This window comes from Campylobacter concisus (assembly GCF_003049735.1).
In the GTDB taxonomy this organism is placed as follows: Bacteria; Campylobacterota; Campylobacteria; order Campylobacterales; family Campylobacteraceae; genus Campylobacter_A; species Campylobacter_A concisus_AN.
In genome coordinates, this window is the sequence record NZ_PIRM01000001.1 from 722,960 (window position 1) to 743,991 (window position 21,032).

Consider the following 21,032-nt stretch of genomic DNA (forward strand, 5'->3'; position numbering starts at 1 on the left):
CTTAGTTCTCCTCTTTTATTAAATTTTCAAATATGCTTTTGTGATATCTTTGCTTTTGAGCTACTAAATTTTGTAAAATTTCGCTCTCCTCGCGAGCTAAATTTAGGTATTTTACTATCTTGTTTTGAGTTTGCAAATTTATGGCTGGTATTTTTAGATTATTTATGCTTGCAACGCCTATCATCGCTATTGTAGTACCTGAAACATCTGGTGCAAGGGCTCTTTTAACGGCGCTGCTGTTTAGATAATGCGCCACAAAACGCGGATCAAATTTATCGATTTTAACCCTTATGCGAACCATCAAAGATGAGTAGATAAGATCGTCATAATCTTTGTCTATATAAACGGCGAAATTCGGCTCTCTAAGGCGCAGCAAGACATCGCCACGGCTTACTTTATACTCATCGCTTATTTTTTCGCTTGATATGAACTCATCGGCAAATGTGTCATCAAAAAGCGCACTTTCATTAAAGGACTTTAGCGAGACTACTTTATAGCGAAATTTCTCATCTACGTTTTTGTCTGCCTTTTTGCGGTTTAAAACTAGACCAGTTTTTATCTCAGACATATCGCCTATTTTTATCATTTTAAGATACTCCTTTCTGTATTATTTTTAAAATAATACTAATGCTTTTATGAGCGAAGTATAACAAAAAAGTAAAAACTAGCAATAGGTTTTTATATTATTTCTAAAATAATACATCAAATTGTCGGCTAAAACCTTAATTATTTTTTAGACATTAAATTTACAATATAAATTTTTATCTCATTAAAATTATCTCGCTTTTTAAACTTACTTTTGGTTATAATTACACCAAATTTGGTCGCAGTTGCGATTTACATTTGCATAAATTTACCTTCAACTACCATTTTTGCAAATTACAAAAGTCAAATTTCACAAGTTTCGCGTGCCGAAAATATCAAATTTACATTTCTAAATCCCAAAAGGAGATTTCATGGAATTAAAACAAACCGGTATATCACGCCGTGGCTTTTTAAAAGGTGCTTTAGCCACAGCTGCTGCTGCCACGCCACAAACGATGCTGGCTGGCTTTACGCCATTTAAGTCTGACTCGCTTCAGGTTTGGTCGTGAAGCATTTAATGAGCTAAATGCCATTTACGAGTCAAGAACAGGGCACAACATCCAATACACCGGCGCATTTGCTGGTGCTCTTGGCAAGTCGCTTTTAGCACTTCAAAGCACGACCGAGCTCTTTGGAGCAAGAGTCTTAGAGCTTTCTAAAAAACTTCGCAAAGCTGGTCTTAGCCTCCACTTTAGGCCGCTATGCTTTACTGACTATGTCCTAGTCGTGCCAAAAGGCAACCCTGCTGGCATTCGCGACTTAAAAGACCTTGCAGAGCCTGGAGTTAGAGTGATGCTGCCTCTTAGATCATCGCCCCCTGGCAGTGGCCCAGTCAAAGGGATCTTAAAAAACTCAAACCTCACTGATGCGGTGATGAAAAATATGGTCGCAAACGGATCATGCGTCATAAATATGATGTGCGAGCTAGTTGATGGCAAGGGCGATGCTTCGATCATCGAAAAGCGCCTAACAACGCACGATAGGTTTAAAGATAAGATTGAGTATATGCCCATCGATGAAAAGCTCATCCCGCCTGGACCGCTCACTTTTACACTAAATATAATGAAATATGTAAAAGATGAAAGACTCGCAAATGACTTTGCAGACTTTGTTTGTGGCACCGAAGGGCAAGAAATTTTTAAAAAACATGGCTTTACCTCCATTTATTCAGCGCGTGGGCTAGAGCTTATAGAAAGGTTTGGTGTAAAAGATGTGTAGTAGCTGTAATAGCGCATGCTCTAATAGCAGTGCATGCGGCAACATAAATTTAAAAAAGAGAAGCAAAAACTCTCCCACAACAAAGATAAGACGCCTAGTGCAGCTCATCTTCATAGCAGGCATCGGACAATGGGCGTATTACGGCATTTTTAGATGCCCTTTTGTGGTGCCTTTTGTAAATTGCCAAAACTGCCCTATCATCACCTGTTGGGGGGCGGATCACATCGCTGTTTTTTGGATTTTGGCTATTTATCCCAGCGCTTGTCATCCTCTTTGGTAGGGCATTTTGTGGCTGGGTCTGTCCAGCTGGCTTTGTCAATCAAATGCTTGGTAAATTTGCATTTTTCAAGCTAAAAATTCGCAGCAAAAAGCTAATATTCGCTCAAATAGGCATGCTAGCTACCACAGCAGTCAGCCTTTGGGTCTATTTCGTCTGGGGCAATCCTCGCATGATGATACCTATAAGAACGAGCGACGAGTACCTAACTGCCGTTACTTTGTCACTTCGCTTTGGCGAATGGGAGTGGGTCACTCGCACAGTGATCATCATCTCAGTAATACTAGCCTCGCTAATCATAGCTAACCTTTGGTGCCGCTTCGTCTGCCCATCAGGCGGCGTGCTTGAAATTTTGCGTAGATTTTCGATATTTCGCGTCTATAAAACAAGTGCCTGTGACGACTGCGACGCGTGCTTGCGCAAGTGCGAGATGGGGACGAGACCTGATGAGATAAACTGCACAAACTGCGGTGACTGCCTCAATGTCTGCCATGCAAATGCCATTAAATTTGGAAGGAAAAAGAGCTAATGATTTTTCGCACTAAGGCTGATCTAGACAGCCACCCATGCTTTAACAAAAAGGCCTCCGCTAACTACGGACGCGTGCATCTACCAGTTGCCCCACACTGCAACATCCAGTGCAACTTCTGCAACCGCATATATGACTGCGCTAATGAAAACCGCCCTGGCGTAACAGCAAAGGTGCAAACGCCAGATGAATCAGTGAAATTTTTAGAAAAGCTCTTTAAATTTAGACAAGACATATCCGTCATCGGCATCGCTGGACCTGGTGATCCGATGTGCGACGCTGACAAGACGCTAGCGACCTTTGAAAAGTGTAAGTCTCACTTCCCAAATACCCTGCTATGCCTCTCAACTAATGGCTTAGCACTGCCTGAGCATGTTGATGAGATCGTGCGTCTTGGCGTGAGCCACGTGACAGTAACGGTTAATGCCGTGACGCCAGATGTTGGCTCAAAGGTCTATTCGTGGGTGAGGTATGAAAATAAAAACTACTACGGCGAGGAGGCTGCTAGGATACTGCTAGCACGCCAGGACGAGGGCATCCGCAAGCTAAAAGAGGCTGGTATGCTAGTAAAGATAAACACCGTAGTCATCCCTGGGGTCAATATGGACCACGTCCAAAGCATCTCGGCAAAAGCAAAGCAATGGGGAGCTGATATAATGAACTGCATGGCGATGATACCGGTGCATGATACGCCTTTTGAAAATTTAAAATCCCCTTCAACTGATGAGATCCACCGCATCCGCAGATCAATAGGTAGTGACATAAATCAAATGTCACATTGCAGTAGATGCCGCGCTGATGCATGTGGCAAACTTGGCGAGAGATAGCGATAAAAGGCACTGAATTTAGTGCCTTTTTTTTGCTTTTTAGTTTGTAGCTTGCGTGGTTCGTGGCTTACAGCATGCGTGCCTTGCAGCTCTTGGCTCTTGGTTAAATTTTGTAAAGCTTGCTAGATATCAAAGTTATAAAAAGCATAGAAAAGTGTGGTTAATTCGTAATTGACGTGAGTTTTGCTCAAAAACAAGGTAGCGAAATTTTCTTTACATTATTTTACAAACTCTTTTAAAAGCCTTTTAAATGGGCTTTAAATCATACGTCTTAATGCTTTACTTACTATATAGACCTCAACCGCTACTATCTTCATCTATCTCGTAGCTTTGATAATCTTTGTTGATGCTTATGATATGAGTATGCCCTAAGAGCTCTTTTTGGGGCAACTTAACCATGAAATTTCTGCAAAAGTTTATGATTTTAACTTTGTTTTAAAAATATAGACGCCGTTTTATGCGGCGTTTAAATTTATACTCGTATTTATTTGCTATTTCATAAATTTTGTCTTAGCAAACTGCCTAAATTTATACTTGCTTTAAATTTACCAGATCAAATTCCACCCAAAATTCGCTTCCAGCTCCTGCTTCGCTTTTTACGCCTAGCTTTGCGCTGTGAATTTTAGCTATATTTGCAGCAATGGCCAGACCAAGGCCACTGCCTCTGTTTTGGCTTTTGTTTCTTGAGCTTTCAACTTGATAAAATTTATTCCAGATTAGCTCGATATCTTTTTTAGAGATGCCTAAGCCATCGTCTTTTACAGACAAAAGTGCGTGCGTTTTTGACACACTTAAAGTTAGCTCGATCTTAGCTTCTGCAAATTTTAGTGCGTTGCTTAAAAAGTTATCCACTAGCCTTGATATCATCAGCTCATTGCCAAGGATTTGGACATTTGGCGCTACAACGCAGCTAAATTTTAGCCCCTTTGCACTTGCTAGCTTCTCATAATCACTGGCTAAATTTTGCAAGATAGAGCTTAAATTTATGCGTTTTAGCTCCAAATTTCTGCCAGCCTCCAACCTTGAAAGCTCCAAAATTTGATCTATAAGCGAGGTTATCTTTCTTGACTGCCTAGAGATGACCTCCAGCGACTCCTTGGCCTCGTCCAAATTTTGCGAGTAATTTTTAGCATAGTCGCTCTCAGCCATGATGACAGATAGCGGCGTTCGTAGCTCGTGCGAGATGTCTGAGGTGAGCTGTTTTTCGCTTTGATAGACCCTTTCGAGGGAGTCAAGCATCTGGTTAAAAACGCTCGCAAGCGCGTGTAGCTCGTCTTTGCCAGCAGGTAGGTCTATGCGCTTTGAGAAGTCCCGGCTGCTGCCTATCTCAAGCGCAGTTTTTGACATCGTAGCGACTGGTTTCATCGCATTTTTTATCGTTTTGTAACCGCCGTAAAGCACAAAGAGAAATAAAACCGGCACAAAAACGCCCAGCGCTAGTAAAAATAGCCCCTCTTTTTTGAAAAATTTCTCCGCGTTTATCACGCCTCTGACCCAGACGTCTTTGCCTTTAGCTGCGATATCGTAGTAGTAAAAGCGGTTTTCACCTTCTTCATAAAGTTGCACCGCACCACTATTCATTTTAAGTGAAATTTGAAAGCGCTTTGGCGCTAAGCCGCCGATTACATCGCCTTTTGCGTTATATTTTATAAAAAATATCCCATCATCATATGGCTCAAATTCATCCATATTATTGGCGATCTTGGTGACTGATTTGGCTAGCTTTTTTTGGCTCACATCCTCAAAAACCTCATCTGCCACGACCGCTGAGATGGCAATGAGAACCGCCACGATAACGATGATAAAAAATGAGTACCAAAGCGTTACACGAGCCGTTATCGGTATGTTTGCGAGAGCTTGCTTAATCCTTAACAACATAGCCAAGCCCTCTTTTAGTCTGGATCACTTCGCACTCGCCAAGCTTTTTTCTTATATTTTTTATAAGCACGTCAATGACGTTTGAGCCGCCTGTGTAGTCAAAGTCCCAGACGTGCTCTTTGATCTGGTCACGAGTTAAAATTCTGCCCTTGTTTAGCATCAAAAGCTCTAAAATTTCATACTCTTTGCCAGTGAGCTCTACCCGCTCGCCGCTAAATTCGACTGACTTTTTAGAAAGGTCGATCTTTAGCTCACCTGCGCAAATTTCACTAGCCACGTTGCCGCTGTTTCGGCGAATGAGCGTGCGCACTCTAGCTAGCAGCTCCTTAAAGTCAAATGGCTTAACCAAGTAGTCATCAGCACCCGCGTCAAGCCCCTTTACAACGTCGTCCACATCGTCCTTTGCCGTTAGTATCAGCGCAGGGGTCGCTAGCTTTGCGGTGCGTGATCTTTGCAAAAATGTAAGTCCGTCCATCACTGGCATCATAAGATCAAGCACGATGAGATCGTAGTGCGCGACGGCGGTAAAGTCCATCGCCTCCTCGCCGTTAAACGCGCTATCTACGCTATATCCGTTTTTCTTTAGGTGCCTTGTGATGACGCTATTTAGGTCTATTTCGTCCTCGACGACTAAAATTTTCATCTTGCCTCTCTTGGTTTTGCTAGCTATTTTATCAAATTTGGCTTTTTATTTTTAGATTTAAAATTTCGCCATTTGCTGCGCCTATCTTGAAATCATATAAAAAGCCATTAAATTTAGCCCTTGCCTCATAAAAATACTCCGTGCAAAATGTGCCAAAACTTTGTTTTTTCGCTAGATAGATCGGTGCAAATTCCACCTCTTCTGGCTTTGTTTTTAGGCGCTCTATGACTATCTCTTTAACTTTTTCTGGCAAGATGCAAGCCATTCTTTCAAATTTAGCCTGCTCTTCATTTATCTTTGATAGCTTCGCCCTTTGCGCCTCATCTTTTAGGCAGTTTGAAGCGTTTGATAGCCACACTCCAGCCTTGCCAGTGCAAATTAGCGCACCCGCTACACCTTGAAGCGAAAGCTCAAGCGCATTTTTAAAGAAATTTTGAGCTTTGTATTTTGAGGTAGCTTGACTTAAAATTTCTACGCTACTGCTTTCTTCACTAGGATTTTTATCTAAATTTTCAGGCATTTGCTCGCTTTTTCTTAAATTTTCGTAACTATTTTTATTAGTAACATTTTCACTTATATTTTCTATCTCGTTTTCGCTTAAATTTTTATTCAAATTTCTCTCTAAGACCTGCTTGCTAACTTTCTCGTTTAAATTTTGATCTAAATTTTCACTCATCTTTTTTACCTTTATAAAATTTAACGCCCAAAAAGGGCGTTAGATCACTTTGTGTAATTATCGATTATTTCGCCAGTTTGAGCGTTTATGATCACTTTTTTCTCGCTCCTGTCGCGCTTAAGCTCTACTTTGTATATCCAAGCACCATTTTTATTATCAAGGTCTGCCTCATCAAGACTCCAGCCAGCCTCGAGCGCTTGAGCTTTGGCCACAGCCTCGTCGATGCTAAGAGCAAATTTCGAAAAATCTACCGCTTCGATCGGTAAGATATGTTTTTTATTTTTATTCTCTACTTTAACGATTTGGCCGCTATTAGAGTTGATCTTAATCTCTTGTTTAATGCTATCTTTAAAAGACTCTATCTCGTAAAATATCACATCATTTTTGACGTTCATCTCGATATCTTTGACGCTTGAGCCTGGAAAGTTTTTCTCAGCTATGTTTAAAGCTTCTTTTGATGTGATGGCTGCTTGCAAACTTGTTGCTCCTAAAACTACCGCTAAAACTGCTGTACCTAATACATTTTTCATTTTTGATCCTTTTATTTTTAATTTCCAACTCTTGTTTGGATGAGCACATTATAAAAGCCTTAAATGAAGCTAGAATGAATAAAGGAAATTTATTTTGATCACAAATAAAACGATACACTTTGAAATAATAAATAAAACTGAGGGGAAATAAAAGAGAAAATTACAAAAACAAGAAAACTTAAAGTTCTTGAAACATCGTTAAAATCGAGATTTTAAAAGGATTTTTGAAGATAAATGGCTCCGGATGCTGGGTTCGAACCAGCGACCAAGTGATTAACAGTCACCTACTCTACCGCTGAGCTAATCCGGAACACTTGAAAAGAGCTCGTATTATAGACGAAAAGATATGTTTTGTCAATAAATTTTAGCTTAATTTAGAAAAAATCGCACAGAGCTCAATAAATTTTTATAAAAGGCTAAAACTAGCCTTTTATAAATCCACTTGCAATAACCTTATCGCCATCATACATAACACAAAGCTGGCCTTGTGCCACACCAAGTGCATTTTGATTTAGCGTTAGTTTTGCTGTTTTATTCTCTTTATCAACCTCAACAAAAGCATCAAGTTTAGGGCTTCTATATCTTATCTTGGTTTCGCACTCAAATTTATCTTTATCTATAAACAAATTTACGTTTTCAAGCTCGACTACCTTTTGAGCCAAGTCATCTTTTGTTCCTACAACGATCTCGTTTTTATCGGCATTTATCTTTATAACAAAATGTGGCTCATGGGCGCCAAAAACCTCAAAACCACGGCGTTTACCGATAGTATAGTGCATATAGCCTTGGTGGCGGCCGATTATTTTGCCATCTTTATCAACTACATTTCCTGGTAAATTTGTATTGTAATGCTTATTTAAAACTTCGATATAGGTATCTTCCACAAAGCAAATTTCACTACTTTCTGCCTGCGTAGCAAATTCTTCAAGTACTTTTACACTTCTTGCAAGCTCTTTTATATCTTTTTTAAATTTATCCCCAAGCGGAAAAATAACATCTTTTAATATCTCTTTTGGCACTTGGGCTAAAAAGTAGCTTTGATCCTTGCTAGGATCTTTTGCGCATGTGATAAATCCATCAATAACTTGCACATAATGCCCAGTAGCAAGCTTCTCACAGCCATTTGCCTTTGCAAAATCAAGCAACGCACCCAGTTTTATAAATTTATTGCACAAAGCACAAGGATTTGGCGTCTTGCCCTCTTTATAGAGCTTCACAAAAGGATCATAGACAAACTCATTAAATTTATCCTGCAGATCCAAAATATGCACCTTTATGCCAAGATACTCGCCTACTTTTTTTACTTTTCTGATATTTTCTTCGTGATATCCTGGCTTTTGATGCAGCATCATATAGCAACCTTGCACTTCATGACCAGCTTCTTGCAGAAATTTAGCCGTCATAGTGCTATCTACGCCACCGCTCATTGCGACCATTACTTTCATATTTTTTACCTCTTTGAAATTTAAAAGGGGATATTTTATATCTTATTTTTAAATAGCCAAAATTTCATCTACAATAAGCTTTAAATCATCGGTGATTTTGTATAAATTTATATCTTCTTTTTTTATTGTTTTTTGGCTAACTAGCGTATTTTTTATAAACTCATCAAGCCCTTGCCAAAATTCACTCCCAAAAAGAAAAATTTTTACTTTTTTACTACCAACTTGTGCAAGTACTAAAATTTCAAAAAGTTCATCAAGAGTGCCAAAGCCACCCGGAAAGACGACAAATGCGACTGAACGATCGGTAAGTGCAAATTTTCTTGGGCTTAAATTTGAAAAGAGATATTTTGCTGTGACGTAAGGGTTTGTATTTTGTTCAAATGGAAGCCTCACATTTAAGGCTATACTTGGCGATTTTGCACTATCAAACGCGCCCTTGTTTGCGGCTCTCATTATGCCGTCCCCGCCTCCGGTTAAGATAGCATATCCTAGCTCGTTTAGCTTATAAGCTAGCTCATAAGCCTTTTTGCAGTAGAAATTTTCTTCATCAAATCTAGCCGAGCCAAAGAAGGTAACATTTTTATTTTTATATTTTAAGACGTTTGGAAAATTTAAAAGATCGCTAACTAATTCATTATTCATTATTTTAACTGTTGAAGCCTCTCGCGTTTTGAGCCTATCTGAGTGATCTGAATGCCAAAGTTTCCATCGATTATGACAACTTCGCCAAGGGCTATTACCTTATCGCCGATCAAAATTTCAAGCGGATCGTTTGCTAATTGATTTAACTCGATAACTGAGCCAATATCCATGGTAAGCACATCTTTTAAAAGCATTCTTTTTGAGCCGATACGAACACGAATAGGCAGCCTAACGTCCATTATAAGCCCGATATTTCTCATCTCTTCAGCGCTAAAATCGCCCTTAGCTACGTGAGGAGTGCTCGCTGGTGCAGCTGGTGCTTCGGTCTTTGTTGGCTCAAAAAATTTCATCAACGAATGATCGCAAGCAAAACCAATATGCTCGCTTAGATCTTCGATTTTGACATTAAATAAAAATAACTTTTCATAAACACTAAAATCAAGCGAAGAATTTTCATCTAAAAAATTTACATTTATTACTTCAAAATTTATCTTTGGCATGCCCTTTTGAGCACCCAAGGATGTACTAAAAGCACTAAAAAGGTTTGAAAATATCTCTTTTGCAGCGTCAAGCTCATCACTGCCTAAATTTTCATTCTTTGAAATTTCCTCTTCGCCCATCATCCATTCGCTAATGGCACTTATTAAAACTGGAGTACATACTATCTCTGTTTTAGCATTGATGTCGCCACTTAAAGAGATATTAGCCATCACTACCGGCGGTTTTATGCCATTTTGCGTTGGTGCATCAAATTCATTTCTTTCACCAACCTCTGGAGCTCTGCCCGTAAGTCCTTCGATAGTAGCTTTTAATTCATTAGAAAATATATTAAAAAAATCATTCATCATCTTCGTCGTCCTCTTCTTCTTCCATTTTGCGCTCATTAGCTTCATACGCCATTAGCTTTGCTTTTCGCTCTTCTTCGTATTTTTCTAAGATATTTTTGATCTCATCTTTATCAGAGCGTATTAGCTGCTCAATCCTTATAGATTTTCTAAATCTATGAAGCCCAACTTCAGCTAAGAAAACTTCTTTTTTATCGATACAAACGATCGCCTTATCATCAGCTCCTCTATCAAGCCTTAAAATATCGCCTTCTTTTAAATTTAAAAACTCATTTACGCTAATGATCGACTTGCCAAGTATGGCCTCATATAAAATTTCTGCTCGTCCGATAAGTGTTTTTAGCTCTTTATTTCTACTTTTTTTTGCACTTGTTTCGCCAAGCATAATATCTCTGTTTGCAAGGCGTGAGAGTATCGGTTCAAGATAGATGACTGGATAGCATAAATTTATCATACCGCTTGATCCGCCAACTATGATCTCCATAACGACCATGATGACAATCTCATTTTGAGAGACGATCTGTACGACATTTGGACTGCTCTCCTTAGCTTCCACATTTGGGTACATATCAGTTATCATCGACCAACTCTCTTTTAGACGCTGCATGATCATTCTAAGCACCGCATCAAGCAAATTTACTTCGATGTCGGTTAGCTCTCTATTTGCTTCAAAATTTTCACCAGTTCCACCAAGCAAACGATCTATCATCGGAAAGGCAATACTTGGATTTATCTCCAAAACACAGTTTCCATCAAGCGGTTTTATAGAAAAGACGTTAAAGCTCGTTGGACTTGGCAAGCTCATCAAAAATTCGCCATAAGTCATCTGATCAACACTGTGAAGTCTGATCTCGACGATACTTCTCATAACACTAGAAATTTGACTAGCTAAATTTCTAGCAAGCTTATCATGGATGCCTTTTATCGCACGGAGCTGCTCTTTACTAACGCGGTTTGGACGCTTAAAATCATAAATAATAATCTGTTTTTGTTCGCCTTGCGATCTCTCTTCGACCTCGATATTACTCGTATCGCCGTCTTCATCAACAACTTCAAGTAGCGCGTCTATCTCTTCTTGACTTAAAATATCAGCCATTAAACCCCCAAGCTACGCCTAATACGATCAAGCAAACGTTTATGAATTTGTGAAATTCTACTCTCGCTAATATTCATGATCTGGCTTATCTCTTTTAAATTTAGCTCTTCATAATAATAAAGCTGAACCAACATCTGATCTCTTTCGTCAAAATCTTTTAAAGCTTCTTCTATTTTTAAAATGAGATCCTCTCTCTCAATGCTTTTCTCGACATCATTTTGACCAATTAGCTCCATTTGCTCGTCTATTGGCAAAATAGTAATGATACCGCTAACGCCTCTTGCCTCTCTTATCTTCTCAATATCTTCATTAAGCTTTTCGGCCAAATACTCATCGCTTGGCTCTTCTTCAAATTCATTAAAGTAGTTATCTATCTCGCTATTTATGCTCTTTACTAGCTTTCTATCGCTTCTGCTAACAACATCAAGCGTCCTTAGATAATCAAGCATAGAGCCATAAATTCTCTTTTTGCCATAACCCCAAAAAGAGTCATTTTGCTCCTTGTCATACTTCCTGCTAAGCTTTATCATCTCTTCGACGCCAATGCTTATTAGGTCATTTGTATCTATACTTGATGGTAGCCTCTCTTTAAGTCTAAACGCCATTGCACGCAGTGCTGGCATATATTTTAATACGATCTCGTCTTGTTCTTTTTTTATCGTGTTTTTATAAGCATTAAGCTGCTTTTGCTTTAACTCGTGCATTTCGTTTACCAGAATCAAAATTTTCAGCAGTCATTTTTACCATTATATTTTCCATACGCTTTTCTCTAGTATTTAGCTCAGAGATGAGATAGTCTGCGATCTCTTCGTGTTTTTGTTTGTCAAAAATTTTAGTTAAAGCCCTTTTCACATCGATGTAGTTCATTATAACAATGTGAATTATAAGATAAAAAAACAAAGTAATAACTAGTGTATAAACAAGCATTTCGATAGGCTCACTCACCTTTAGCAAGGTAAAAACTATACCTACAAAAAAACCACAAACCGTAAAAAATGCTATAAAATTTTCTGCACGCAAAGCTCAATCTCCATCAAAATTGTTCTATCAAACGCTTAAAGAAGCCCCCAAAGCTCCTGCTTTGCTCATCGTTAAGCACTTTTCGTTCCAACCTATAAAGTAAATTCGAAGCTATCTGTTTTATCTGGGCACTAGGCTCAGCATAAGCAGCGTCGTCTGTAAAAAGCGTTCGTTGTTTTATACTTCTTGAAACATTCTTATCAGAAGCCACAAATCCTATAAGCTCTAAATTTAAGCTAGGCCCGATATTTGCATTAGCAACACGTTTGATATTTTCATAAATTCTAGTCGCTTCTGCTTCATTTTTTACCATATTTAAAAGCAAAAGCTCACTATTTTTAAACCTTGAGACGATCTTTATGACAGCGTATGCATCAGTTATCGCTGCAGGATCAGGTACAGTTACCACCACGACCTCATCAGCTGCCTCTAAAAATAGCTGCGTGCTACCGCCTATGCCAGCTCCAGTATCAATGATCAAGAAATCAAGCTCATCAAGCTCGCTCGCCTCGTCTAAAAACCTCTCAAATAAAAATTGATTGTTAAATTTTAAAATTTCATCACCACTTTCACCAGGAATGAGGATCAAATTTTTATTTATAGGTATCAAGATATCTTTTAGGCTGCACTCGCCTTTTAGCACGTGAAGTAAATTTTTACCCATTTTTACATTTAAGATGACATCAAGGTTTGCAAGGCCAATATCAGCGTCAAATAGCCCTACTTTGTAGCCATTTTTTGATAAAACATTTGCCAAATTTGCACTTATCGTGCTCTTACCAACACCACCTTTGCCGCTAGTTATCGCAATAAAATGTGTATTTTTGCTCTTGCTTTGAGACTGGACTAAATTTTGTAATTTTTGCGCTTGATTATTCATCGCTAGCCTTTTGCTTTGTAAAGCCGTCAAACACGCACTCTACTAAAAATTCGCTCTTTGCCTCCACAAGATCATCAGGTACCTCTTGACCCACGCTAAAGTAGCTAACTGGCGTGTTTGTCTCATATATCAGCGAAAAGACATTACCAAAAATTTTTGTCTCATCAAATTTGGTGATTATCAGCGTGTCAATATCCAAAAATGAAAACCCATTATAAATTTCTATTAGATCTTCAACCTTTGAGCCAGCCGAAAGGACCAAATTTACATCAATCTTTGCACCGCTATGCTTTAAAAATTTATCAAGCCTTTCAAGCTTTTCTTTGTCATACTGTGAATTTCCAGTCGTATCAATAAGTATCACATCACAATAATTAAGCTGCTTTATAGCATTTTGAAAGTCATCTATCTCGATAACATCGAGAATGGGCAGCTTCATCATTTTAGCGTATTGAAATAGCTGCTCAACCGCTCCGATACGGTACGTATCAAGCGTGATGATGCCTGTTTTATACCGCTTTTCATTGCCGTAAGCAAAACGAGCCGCTAGCTTTGCAAGAGTCGTAGTCTTACCAACTCCAGTTGGGCCAACTAGCATCATGATACGTTGTTTTTTATCGCTTGGCTCTTTTCTGCAAGGTAGCATATTTCGCAAAAGCGAGTAGAAATATCTCTTTACAGCAGTTGGATTGCTCTTCATCGAAACTGGTAAATTTTCAAGCGTAGTTTGCATGATAGCCTCTAAATGCTCATCTTTCATGCCGCTTTGTTTTGCGAGCTTATAGATGCTAGCAAACTCCGGCGGGATCGAAAGATTATTGCGATTTGGTGCTTTCTCGTCCCAGATCATGTCAGTTATCAGTCCTATTTTTTCGCTTAGCACGCTTACTTGCTTTGCCACATCGTCTATTTTTTTATTCATGCCGTTTGGTATGCTTGACTCTTTATCTTTGACATCATCGATGTTTACATTTGCGATTGTACTTATCTCTTTTGCAGCAGCTGAGATATTTAAAAGCACGCTATCATTTGGGTCGTAAGGCTCAGGCGACGTCGTTTTTACCTCAAATTTAGCAGGCTCCTCTTTTATCTCAAATTTTGGCTTAGCAAGTTCATAGTTTTTATTAAATTTAGAGTAGGCATTTTCGTAGTTTATAGCTTTTGTATTTGATTTTGGGGGCTGCTTTGCGTCGTCTTCTTCGACACTTACTAAAATTTCATAAAGCGGTTTTTTATTTATCGTTTTGGCTTGAATCTGCTTTGTAGTAACTAGTATGGCCTTTTCACCGCACGTCTCTTGAGCCTTTTTCAAAGCCTCAATGGTGCTCTCGCCTGTAAAAGTATGAAATTTTGTAGCCATTTATATCCTTTTAACCTCTCATAAGCCCTAGTGGCACGATCACGCTAAGCCTCTTACTAGCCCCCGGGTGAGGGACCATAAGGCGCGGTGTCTTATAGACTTTTTTACTAAAATACAAAATATCTAAATCAAGCGTACGTGGTGCATTTTTAAATGTCCTGACACGCTTAAATTTACTCTCATAGTGCCCCAAAATTTTTAGAGTTTCTCTAGGGCTCATAGATGTTTGTAAATTTATAACAGCGTTACTAAAATCATCCTGCGCTTCGTAGCCAAATGCCGCATTTATAAGGATTGGCGAGACTTCAACTACATGAAAACGCCTATCTTCACTAACCGCTCTTATAAATTTATCAAACCTCTTTGCGCTATCGCCGATGTTGCCACCCATGCCAACTAGCGCCTCATACTTAAACTCATCTCTTTTTTGAAAAAAACTAGGGCAAAAACGGCTTTTTACGATCTTTCTTGCTCCAGCTAGCTTCATAAAATTTCGCACCCACCTTCTCTTGCGACCACCACGTCCTCGATGCGCACGCCAAATTCATTTTCTAGATAAATTCCAGGCTCCACGCTAAAGACCATGCCCTCTTTTATGAGCGTTTCGCTCCTTGCTGAGATGACTGGAAGCTCGTGTATATCGACACCCACGCCGTGTCCTGTCGAGTGGAAAAAGGCCTTTTCATATCCAGCCTTTGCTATCACACTTCTTGCTGCAAGGTCTATCTCGCACGCCCTAACGCCAGCTCTTGCGACCTTTATCGCAGCAGCCTGAGCCTCTTTTACGATCTCGTAAATTTCTTGCATCTTTGCTTTTTTAAATTTTTGCTCCTTTGAGAAGTTAAAATTTTCATCAAAGCAAGCAGTTCTAGTGCGATCAGAGCAGTAGCGCTTAAATTTAACCCCGGCATCAAGTAGCAGCAAATCGCCCTTTTTTAAAATTTTATCCCCAGGCAGTGCATGCGCCTTTGCGGCATTTTCGTTTATCGCTACGATCGGATCAAAGCTAAGACCTAGCTCGTTTTTTTGCCTAAAGATGAGTGAGGCGTTAAAATGAAGCTCTTTTTCGCTCATCCCTTCGCCATTTTCATGCACAAATTTAGCAAATTCATCAAAGCATTTTGCTCCAAATTCGCTAGCTTTTTTTAAAATTTTTATCTCATCTTCGCTTTTGCAAATTCTCTTTAGCCTAGAGAAATTTGCCTTTGGCTTAAAATTTATCCCAAAGCCTTTGCTAAGCGCGTTAAACTCACTTAAGCTTAGCTCATCAGGGTTAAAAACAAGGCTGCTTGGCTTCATCTTTCTTAAAAATGCCCTGACCTCGCTTATTAAATTTCTCTGCGCTAAAAGAACGACTACACCTGCATTTACGCAGCTTTTTGCCTCGAAATAATACCTCGCATCCGTGAAAAAGTATTTCACGCCATCAAGGCATAGCAAAAACTCATTGTCGCAGCTGTAGCCACACTCGTAAAATACGGCGTTTTCGTCCTTTAAGATGAAATTCATTGTGATTTTTGATTTGCTCTTACTGCTTTGATTTGCTCAAAAATTTGAAGCATGCCTATCATCGCCAAATGATAGCCAACTGGTCCAAAGCCCACGATCTGGCCTGCCGCAACTGGTGCAATTAGGCTTTTGTGGCGGAACTTTTCTCTTCTATAAACATTGCTGATATGCACCTCGATAACTGGCAGTGCAACCGCACTTAGCGCATCACGGATAGCGATAGAGGTGTGAGTGTAAGCAGCTGGGTTTATGATGATGCCATCAGCATCGCCCAAACACTCTTGGATCTTATCGACTAGCTCGCCCTCAAGGTTACTTTGAAAAAACTCGATCTCAACGTCATTTTGATCGGCAACGATCTTCATTTGAGAGTGGATATCCTCCATCTTCATAACGCCGTAAATTCCTGGCTCTCTAGCGCCAAGCATATTGATATTTGGGCCTTGGATAACCATTATTTTTAGCTTCTTATCCATGTCACTCCTTTTTGATTAAATAGCCCAAATTATACATTTTCGTTCCTAAATTTTCGCTACAATAACAAAAATTTAAGGCTAGAAATGGAAATTTTAAAAGCAAAAAAGATCATCACTGGCGGACAAAATCCAAAAATTTTAAGAAATTCTTGTGTCGTTATAGATGATGATAAAATTTTAGAAATTTTAAGCGAAAAAGCAGCGGTTGAGAAATTTAAAGGGGCGAAAATTTGTGACTTTGGTGATAGCGTGATCGCCCCAGCCTTTATAAACTCGCACGTTCATTTAGAGTTTAGCTCAAACGTCAGTACACTAAAATATGGCGACTTTATAAAATGGCTTGGCTCTATCGTCGATAAAGGCGGCGAGCTAGCCAAAATGGACGCCAAAAAAGCGATGAATGAAGCTATAAATTCGATGCTAAAAAGTGGAGTTTGCACCGTTGGTGAGATTTCTAGTTTTGGCTCTGAGCTTGAAATTTTAGCCGCTAGCCCTTTAAAAGTCGTACTTTTTAGTGAAATTTTGGGCTCAGGTGAGCAGATGACTCACCAAAATTTGCAAAATTTCTTAGCTAAATTTGAAAAAACAAAGGGCTATAAAAGCCAAAATTTCACCCCAGCTATCTCGCTACACTCGCCCTACTCTGTGCATCCAAAGCTAGCCAAAGCCGCCCTTGAGATAGCCAAAAAAGATGATCTTCTTGTTAGCACGCACTTTTTAGAAAGCAATGCCGAAAAGCAGTGGTTAGAGCGTGGTACTGGCGGCTTCAAAAAGCATCTTTTAAGATTTAACCCAGATCCAAAGCCGATGTATGACGTAAAGAGCTATTTTGCGATGTTTCGTGAGATAAATACTCTCTTTACGCACTGCGTTTATGTGAGCGATTTTGCTAAATTTAAGCCTCATCACAGCGTGACACACTGCGCGGTTTCAAACAGGTTGCTTGGCAAAAAGGCGCTAAATTTAAAAGAAATTTTTAAAAACAACGTTAGCCTAAACATCGGCACAGACGGCCTTAGCTCAAATATCAGCCTAAATTTCTGGCATGAGCTAAGAGCCGCCCTATTTACCCACGCTAGCCTTGATCTAAATGAGCTTGCCACCAGGCTTTTTGTCGCTGCAACGCATGGGGGCGCAAAGGCACTTAGGACAAATAACGGTGAGATAAAGGCAGGACGCGCGGCTGATCTTGCCGTCTATAGCGACCTAGAGTGCGATGACAGCGAGCTAATTTTGCAGCTCATACTTCACACAAATGAAGCCAAAAAACTATATATTGGAGGCAAAATTTGCAAATTTTAAGGCTTATTTTTAGAGGAATTTTGGGAATTTTTAAATTTATCAACAACTACTTTAAGGCGCTCATATTTTTACTGATCTTATTTTTCGTATTTGCGCCAGATGGTAAGATGAAAGAGCCAAATTTAGCCCGCATCGACATCACAGGCACGATAATGGACACAAGCGAAATTTTAGATGCGCTCGAAAAAGCAAGGCTGGATAACAACATCAAAGGCGTGCTGCTCTACATCGACAGCCCAGGCGGTGCGCTAAGTCCAAGCATGGAGCTAGCTATGGCGGTTAAGCGACTAAAAGAGAGTAAAAAAGTACTCGCATACGCAGCTGGCAACATGGCAAGCGGCAGCTACTACGCTGGCGTAAATGCTGGTACTATCATTGCAAACCCAGGTGCTTTCATAGGCTCCATTGGCGTCATCATGCAAGGGGCAAACATCGAAAATTTAGCCAAAAATTTAGGCGTGAGTGAGCAGGTGGTGAAGGCTGGCGAGTTTAAAGAGGCTGGCACATTTATGAGGAGCTGGAGCAAGCAGGAGCGTGAGAGCTTGCAAGAGCTCGTAAATGACGCTTATATGCTCTTTGTAAGTGACGTGGCGGAGGCTAGAAATTTAGATATCAAGAAAAAAGATGAGTGGGCAAACGCAAGGGTCTTTTTGGCACACAACGCCCTAAAGATAGGGCTAATTGACAGCCTTGGTAGCTACATAGATGCTCAAAACGAGCTAGCTAAAATGAGCCTCGTAGATGAGCCAGTTTGGCAAGAAAAACCGCAGATCGAAAAGATAATGGAGAAATTTACAAAGCAAGGCATAAACTCGCTTTTTAATGCATTTTTTGAGACAAAGCTTAGATAATTTTTCCAAATTTTATAAATTTAAGCATCAAGCAATAGGTTAAAGGAGTTTTAAATAAATTCTTTTAGCCAAGTCAAATGCTAAAATTTTGCAATATTTTTTAGCTTAAACTCATAAAGTAGATTTTGGATTTTGTCTGCTGATTTTATATCTAAACCAAGATCATTTGCCAAAATTTTGTAATAAATTTGCGGGCTATCTTTTAGATTAATTGGCGGTGATTTTGAGCTTTTTGAGAGCTTTTTGCCATCTTTTAAAAGTAGCTTATGATGAATAAAATTAGCATTATAAAAGTTAAGATTTAGCCTTTTTGCAAGGTATCTTTGAGCTAGCGTGCAAGCCTTTAGATCCTCGCCTCTAACAACCAAATTTACGCCCATATCTTCATCATCTATCACACTTGCAAAGTTGTAAGCCGGAGTAAAATCTTTTTTGTAAATCACAAAATCGCCCATTTGCTCTGCCACAAGCTTACCAAGAGGATCACTCTCATCAACGCTTAGTCTAATGGCGGTCTTGTCTTTTATAAATTTTAGATTTTTATTTTTACAAATTTTAGTGTAAATGCCGTTTTTATAGGCATTTTTTGTAGTCCTTGAACATTCGCAGATATAAATTTCATTAAGCTTTTTTAGCACATTTTCATATCTTTGCGATCTCATCTTAAAGCTAAAATTACGCTCAAAGTCACTTACACTAATTGGACCTTTGTCGTAATCAATTTCCAAAAAATCTAAAACATTAAAGATATTTTGAACAAATTCTTGCCGGTATCTACTAAGATCATAATCATCAATACGTAAGTACAAAACGCCACTTGCCGAACGTGTCAAAAGATAAGTCAGGATGAAATTATAAGCATTGCCAGCATGCAAAAATCCGCTAGGCGTAGGAGCTATGCGGGATGCTATGCCACCATTTGGTGGCAAATAGTCATTAATCCCTTGGTCTGGCCTCATTTACCCTTAAAGTACGTCCGCCTAGTTCTTTTTCATTTAGTGCGTCTATAGCTTTTTGTCCCTCATTTGCATCGTCCATTTCAACAAAGCCAAAGCCTTTTGAGCGATCAGTTTCTCTATCTTTTACTATTTTTGCTCGCCTTACTTCACCAAATTGTGCAAAGGCTTCCTTTAATTCTGCCTCTGTCGTCCTATACGACAAATTTCCTACATAAATATTCACAGGAGTGTTCCTTAAAAAAATTACCGATTTATTCGGTTAGTGTGATAATAGCTAATTTTCGTCAAAAAGATGTAAAAAATCAAAAAATTTATTACACTTTTCTGAAAAATATTCTTAAAAGCTACAAACTCGTATACATAGAGTTTTTATAACTATCACTAAACAAAATTTAATCTTAAGTTTAAAAAGAATAATTAAATAAAAAACTATTTTATCTTTATAAGATATTTATAAAGTAAATCATTCTTTACTTTAAGATACGCTTCATCGCCAAGTAAATTTTTAACTATAAAAAGTGCAAATTCCATTGAAAAAGCAGGACCTTTTGCTGTAATAATATTTTGATCCCTCAATACACTCTTGCCATTATCATAACCCCTTTTATCACTTCTTACATTTTCTTCAAATCCTGGATAACAAACAAAATGATCTTTTAGCACACCAGCACTCTCAAGCACCATAGGAGCAGCACAAATGGCACAAATAAGCTTATTGCTTTTATCAAAATTTTGCAAGATTGCTTTGAGCCTTGTATCGTTTGCTAGATTGCTAGCTCCTGGAAGTCCGCCAGGAAGGACGATCGCATCGTAGTCTAGCTCTTTCATCTCGCGAAGTGTCACATCAGCTTTTACGCATATATTGTGACATCCTTTGATGTTTACGTCATTTAGCCCAACAATAGAAGCTATCGCTCCAGCTCTACGTAAAACATCAACAGAAGTTAGTGCTTCTATCTCCTCAAATCCTTCAGCTAAAATCACAGCAACTTTTTTCATAAATTTATCCTTTAAAATAATATGTTTTATTTGTTAAGTAAAATTCTATATAATGTTGGCTTATTTCACAAGAAAGGACAGAGCATGCAAGTAAAAATTATTTACTGCAACTCTTGAAACTATCGTCCGGTAGCTTCTCGTGTAGAAGATGAAATAAAAGCGAACTTTAGTGATGCAAGAGTCGAAAAGGTTATAGGTGATGGTGGAAATTTCATCGTCGAGGTTGATGGAGATGTTATATTTTCTAAGAAAGATCGCATCGGAAATGATGAAGCGAGATTTCCTCACGGTGAAGAGATCACAACTCTTATAAACAAATATCTCAAAGAAAAGTCGGCTTAATGCTAGCTACCGAGACGGGATACCGTCTCGTTTTTCCCCTGTTTTTGACTTACGGTTCTACTATCCTAATATAAAAATTTTATAGTTAAAACATTTGCTTATCTCGTTAAGAATTTTCATTATCTTATATATTTTTTTGATTT

27 protein-coding genes and 1 tRNA gene are annotated in these 21,032 nt (G+C 38.9%); 7 read left to right on the forward strand and 21 right to left on the reverse strand.

Annotated elements, in window-relative coordinates:
* Position 1: 1 nt before the first annotated feature.
* A complete protein-coding gene (locus CVS97_RS03650) occupies positions 2-586 on the reverse strand; it encodes a restriction endonuclease subunit S (RefSeq protein ID WP_107785101.1) in 585 nt (194 codons plus the stop codon).
* A 370-nt stretch (positions 587-956) separates the two neighbouring features.
* Between CVS97_RS03650 and CVS97_RS09385 the strand changes: the two genes are divergently transcribed.
* Both CVS97_RS09385 and CVS97_RS03655 read left to right on the forward strand, forming a co-directional pair.
* Positions 957-1,094, forward strand: coding sequence for a twin-arginine translocation signal domain-containing protein (locus CVS97_RS09385; RefSeq protein WP_234401407.1), 138 nt, complete (start codon positions 957-959; stop codon positions 1,092-1,094).
* A 49-nt stretch (positions 1,095-1,143) separates the two neighbouring features.
* A complete protein-coding gene (locus tag CVS97_RS03655; protein ID WP_234401409.1) occupies positions 1,144-1,803 on the forward strand; it encodes a substrate-binding domain-containing protein in 660 nt (219 codons plus the stop codon).
* 94 nt (positions 1,804-1,897) lie between these two features.
* On the opposite strand, the gene CVS97_RS09390 is transcribed toward CVS97_RS03655, so the two are convergent.
* Positions 1,898-2,122 (reverse strand): hypothetical protein, encoded by a 225-nt coding sequence (locus CVS97_RS09390; protein ID WP_234401408.1) that lies wholly within the window; start codon positions 2,120-2,122, stop codon positions 1,898-1,900.
* Between CVS97_RS09390 and CVS97_RS03660 the strand changes: the two genes are divergently transcribed.
* A complete protein-coding gene (locus tag CVS97_RS03660) occupies positions 2,070-2,609 on the forward strand; it encodes a 4Fe-4S binding protein (RefSeq protein ID WP_234401410.1) in 540 nt (179 codons plus the stop codon). The two genes, CVS97_RS09390 and CVS97_RS03660, sit on opposite strands and share 53 nt — an antisense overlap.
* Positions 2,609-3,436 carry a nitrogenase cofactor biosynthesis protein NifB gene (nifB, locus tag CVS97_RS03665; RefSeq protein WP_107785102.1) on the forward strand — a complete coding sequence of 276 codons (828 nt, stop codon included), beginning with the start codon at positions 2,609-2,611 and terminating at the stop codon, positions 3,434-3,436. The genes CVS97_RS03660 and nifB overlap by 1 nt, the downstream gene beginning before the upstream one ends.
* A 528-nt stretch (positions 3,437-3,964) precedes the next feature.
* Here the strand turns inward: nifB and CVS97_RS03670 are convergent.
* From CVS97_RS03670 to aroQ, 16 genes are all read right to left on the reverse strand, one after another.
* Positions 3,965-5,314, reverse strand: coding sequence for a sensor histidine kinase (locus CVS97_RS03670; protein WP_107785103.1), 1,350 nt, complete (start codon positions 5,312-5,314; stop codon positions 3,965-3,967).
* Positions 5,298-5,957: a response regulator transcription factor gene (locus CVS97_RS03675; protein WP_107785104.1), complete on the reverse strand. Its 660-nt coding sequence runs from the start codon at positions 5,955-5,957 to the stop codon at positions 5,298-5,300. The genes CVS97_RS03670 and CVS97_RS03675 overlap by 17 nt, the downstream gene beginning before the upstream one ends.
* A 31-nt stretch (positions 5,958-5,988) precedes the next feature.
* Complete coding sequence (locus CVS97_RS03680; protein WP_107785105.1) at positions 5,989-6,633, reverse strand: hypothetical protein; 645 nt, start codon at positions 6,631-6,633, stop codon at positions 5,989-5,991.
* A 44-nt stretch (positions 6,634-6,677) separates the two neighbouring features.
* Positions 6,678-7,163: a PepSY domain-containing protein gene (locus tag CVS97_RS03685; protein ID WP_107785106.1), complete on the reverse strand. Its 486-nt coding sequence runs from the start codon at positions 7,161-7,163 to the stop codon at positions 6,678-6,680.
* A 235-nt stretch (positions 7,164-7,398) separates the two neighbouring features.
* Positions 7,399-7,473 (reverse strand) — tRNA-Asn (locus tag CVS97_RS03690).
* Positions 7,474-7,585: 112 nt separating this feature from the next.
* Positions 7,586-8,608, reverse strand: coding sequence for a tRNA 2-thiouridine(34) synthase MnmA (gene mnmA, locus CVS97_RS03695; RefSeq protein ID WP_084108657.1), 1,023 nt, complete (start codon positions 8,606-8,608; stop codon positions 7,586-7,588).
* A gap of 48 nt (positions 8,609-8,656) precedes the next feature.
* Positions 8,657-9,250, reverse strand: coding sequence for a TIGR00730 family Rossman fold protein (locus tag CVS97_RS03700; RefSeq protein ID WP_107785107.1), 594 nt, complete (start codon positions 9,248-9,250; stop codon positions 8,657-8,659).
* Complete coding sequence (gene fliY, locus CVS97_RS03705; RefSeq protein ID WP_072594737.1) at positions 9,250-10,098, reverse strand: flagellar motor switch protein FliY; 849 nt, start codon at positions 10,096-10,098, stop codon at positions 9,250-9,252. The genes CVS97_RS03700 and fliY overlap by 1 nt, the downstream gene beginning before the upstream one ends.
* The gene (gene fliM / locus CVS97_RS03710) at positions 10,088-11,191 is read right to left on the reverse strand and encodes a flagellar motor switch protein FliM (RefSeq protein ID WP_054196277.1); all 1,104 of its coding nucleotides are present in this window, start codon (positions 11,189-11,191) and stop codon (positions 10,088-10,090) included. Before fliM ends, fliY begins: the two co-directional genes overlap by 11 nt.
* Positions 11,191-11,895, reverse strand: coding sequence for an RNA polymerase sigma factor FliA (locus tag CVS97_RS03715; protein WP_021090868.1), 705 nt, complete (start codon positions 11,893-11,895; stop codon positions 11,191-11,193). The genes fliM and CVS97_RS03715 overlap by 1 nt, the downstream gene beginning before the upstream one ends.
* The gene (locus tag CVS97_RS03720) at positions 11,867-12,211 is read right to left on the reverse strand and encodes a hypothetical protein (RefSeq protein ID WP_021090750.1); all 345 of its coding nucleotides are present in this window, start codon (positions 12,209-12,211) and stop codon (positions 11,867-11,869) included. Before CVS97_RS03720 ends, CVS97_RS03715 begins: the two co-directional genes overlap by 29 nt.
* Positions 12,212-12,224: 13 nt before the next feature.
* Complete coding sequence (locus CVS97_RS03725; protein ID WP_021090665.1) at positions 12,225-13,091, reverse strand: P-loop NTPase; 867 nt, start codon at positions 13,089-13,091, stop codon at positions 12,225-12,227.
* Complete coding sequence (flhF, locus tag CVS97_RS03730; RefSeq protein WP_107785108.1) at positions 13,084-14,451, reverse strand: flagellar biosynthesis protein FlhF; 1,368 nt, start codon at positions 14,449-14,451, stop codon at positions 13,084-13,086. The genes CVS97_RS03725 and flhF overlap by 8 nt, the downstream gene beginning before the upstream one ends.
* Before the next feature lie 10 nt (positions 14,452-14,461).
* Positions 14,462-14,938 carry a 2-amino-4-hydroxy-6-hydroxymethyldihydropteridine diphosphokinase gene (gene folK / locus CVS97_RS03735; protein ID WP_107785109.1) on the reverse strand — a complete coding sequence of 159 codons (477 nt, stop codon included), beginning with the start codon at positions 14,936-14,938 and terminating at the stop codon, positions 14,462-14,464.
* Complete coding sequence (locus tag CVS97_RS03740; protein ID WP_107785110.1) at positions 14,935-15,960, reverse strand: M24 family metallopeptidase; 1,026 nt, start codon at positions 15,958-15,960, stop codon at positions 14,935-14,937. The genes folK and CVS97_RS03740 overlap by 4 nt, the downstream gene beginning before the upstream one ends.
* The gene (gene aroQ, locus CVS97_RS03745) at positions 15,957-16,436 is read right to left on the reverse strand and encodes a type II 3-dehydroquinate dehydratase (RefSeq protein ID WP_107785111.1); all 480 of its coding nucleotides are present in this window, start codon (positions 16,434-16,436) and stop codon (positions 15,957-15,959) included. Before aroQ ends, CVS97_RS03740 begins: the two co-directional genes overlap by 4 nt.
* Positions 16,437-16,520: 84 nt before the next feature.
* On the opposite strand from aroQ, the gene CVS97_RS03750 reads away from it, so the two are divergent.
* Positions 16,521-17,738, forward strand: a complete 1,218-nt coding sequence (locus CVS97_RS03750) for a metal-dependent hydrolase (protein ID WP_107785112.1) — start codon at positions 16,521-16,523, stop codon at positions 17,736-17,738.
* Complete coding sequence (gene sppA / locus CVS97_RS03755) at positions 17,726-18,589, forward strand: signal peptide peptidase SppA (RefSeq protein ID WP_107785113.1); 864 nt, start codon at positions 17,726-17,728, stop codon at positions 18,587-18,589. Before CVS97_RS03750 ends, sppA begins: the two co-directional genes overlap by 13 nt.
* An 80-nt stretch (positions 18,590-18,669) precedes the next feature.
* Here the strand turns inward: sppA and CVS97_RS03760 are convergent, their stop codons facing one another.
* The 3 genes from CVS97_RS03760 to CVS97_RS03770 form a co-directional block, all read right to left on the reverse strand.
* Positions 18,670-19,548, reverse strand: a complete 879-nt coding sequence (locus CVS97_RS03760; protein WP_107785114.1) for a glutamate--tRNA ligase family protein — start codon at positions 19,546-19,548, stop codon at positions 18,670-18,672.
* Entirely contained in the window at positions 19,526-19,771 is a 246-nt protein-coding gene (locus tag CVS97_RS03765; RefSeq protein WP_009294719.1) for an RNA recognition motif domain-containing protein, read from the reverse strand. The genes CVS97_RS03760 and CVS97_RS03765 overlap by 23 nt, the downstream gene beginning before the upstream one ends.
* Before the next feature lie 206 nt (positions 19,772-19,977).
* Entirely contained in the window at positions 19,978-20,547 is a 570-nt protein-coding gene (locus CVS97_RS03770) for a DJ-1 family glyoxalase III (RefSeq protein ID WP_107785115.1), read from the reverse strand.
* Between the two features lie 84 nt (positions 20,548-20,631).
* Between CVS97_RS03770 and CVS97_RS09505 the strand changes: the two genes are divergently transcribed.
* The gene (locus CVS97_RS09505; protein ID WP_255349566.1) at positions 20,632-20,889 is read left to right on the forward strand and encodes a SelT/SelW/SelH family (seleno)protein; all 258 of its coding nucleotides are present in this window, start codon (positions 20,632-20,634) and stop codon (positions 20,887-20,889) included.
* Positions 20,890-21,032: the final 143 nt, after the last annotated feature.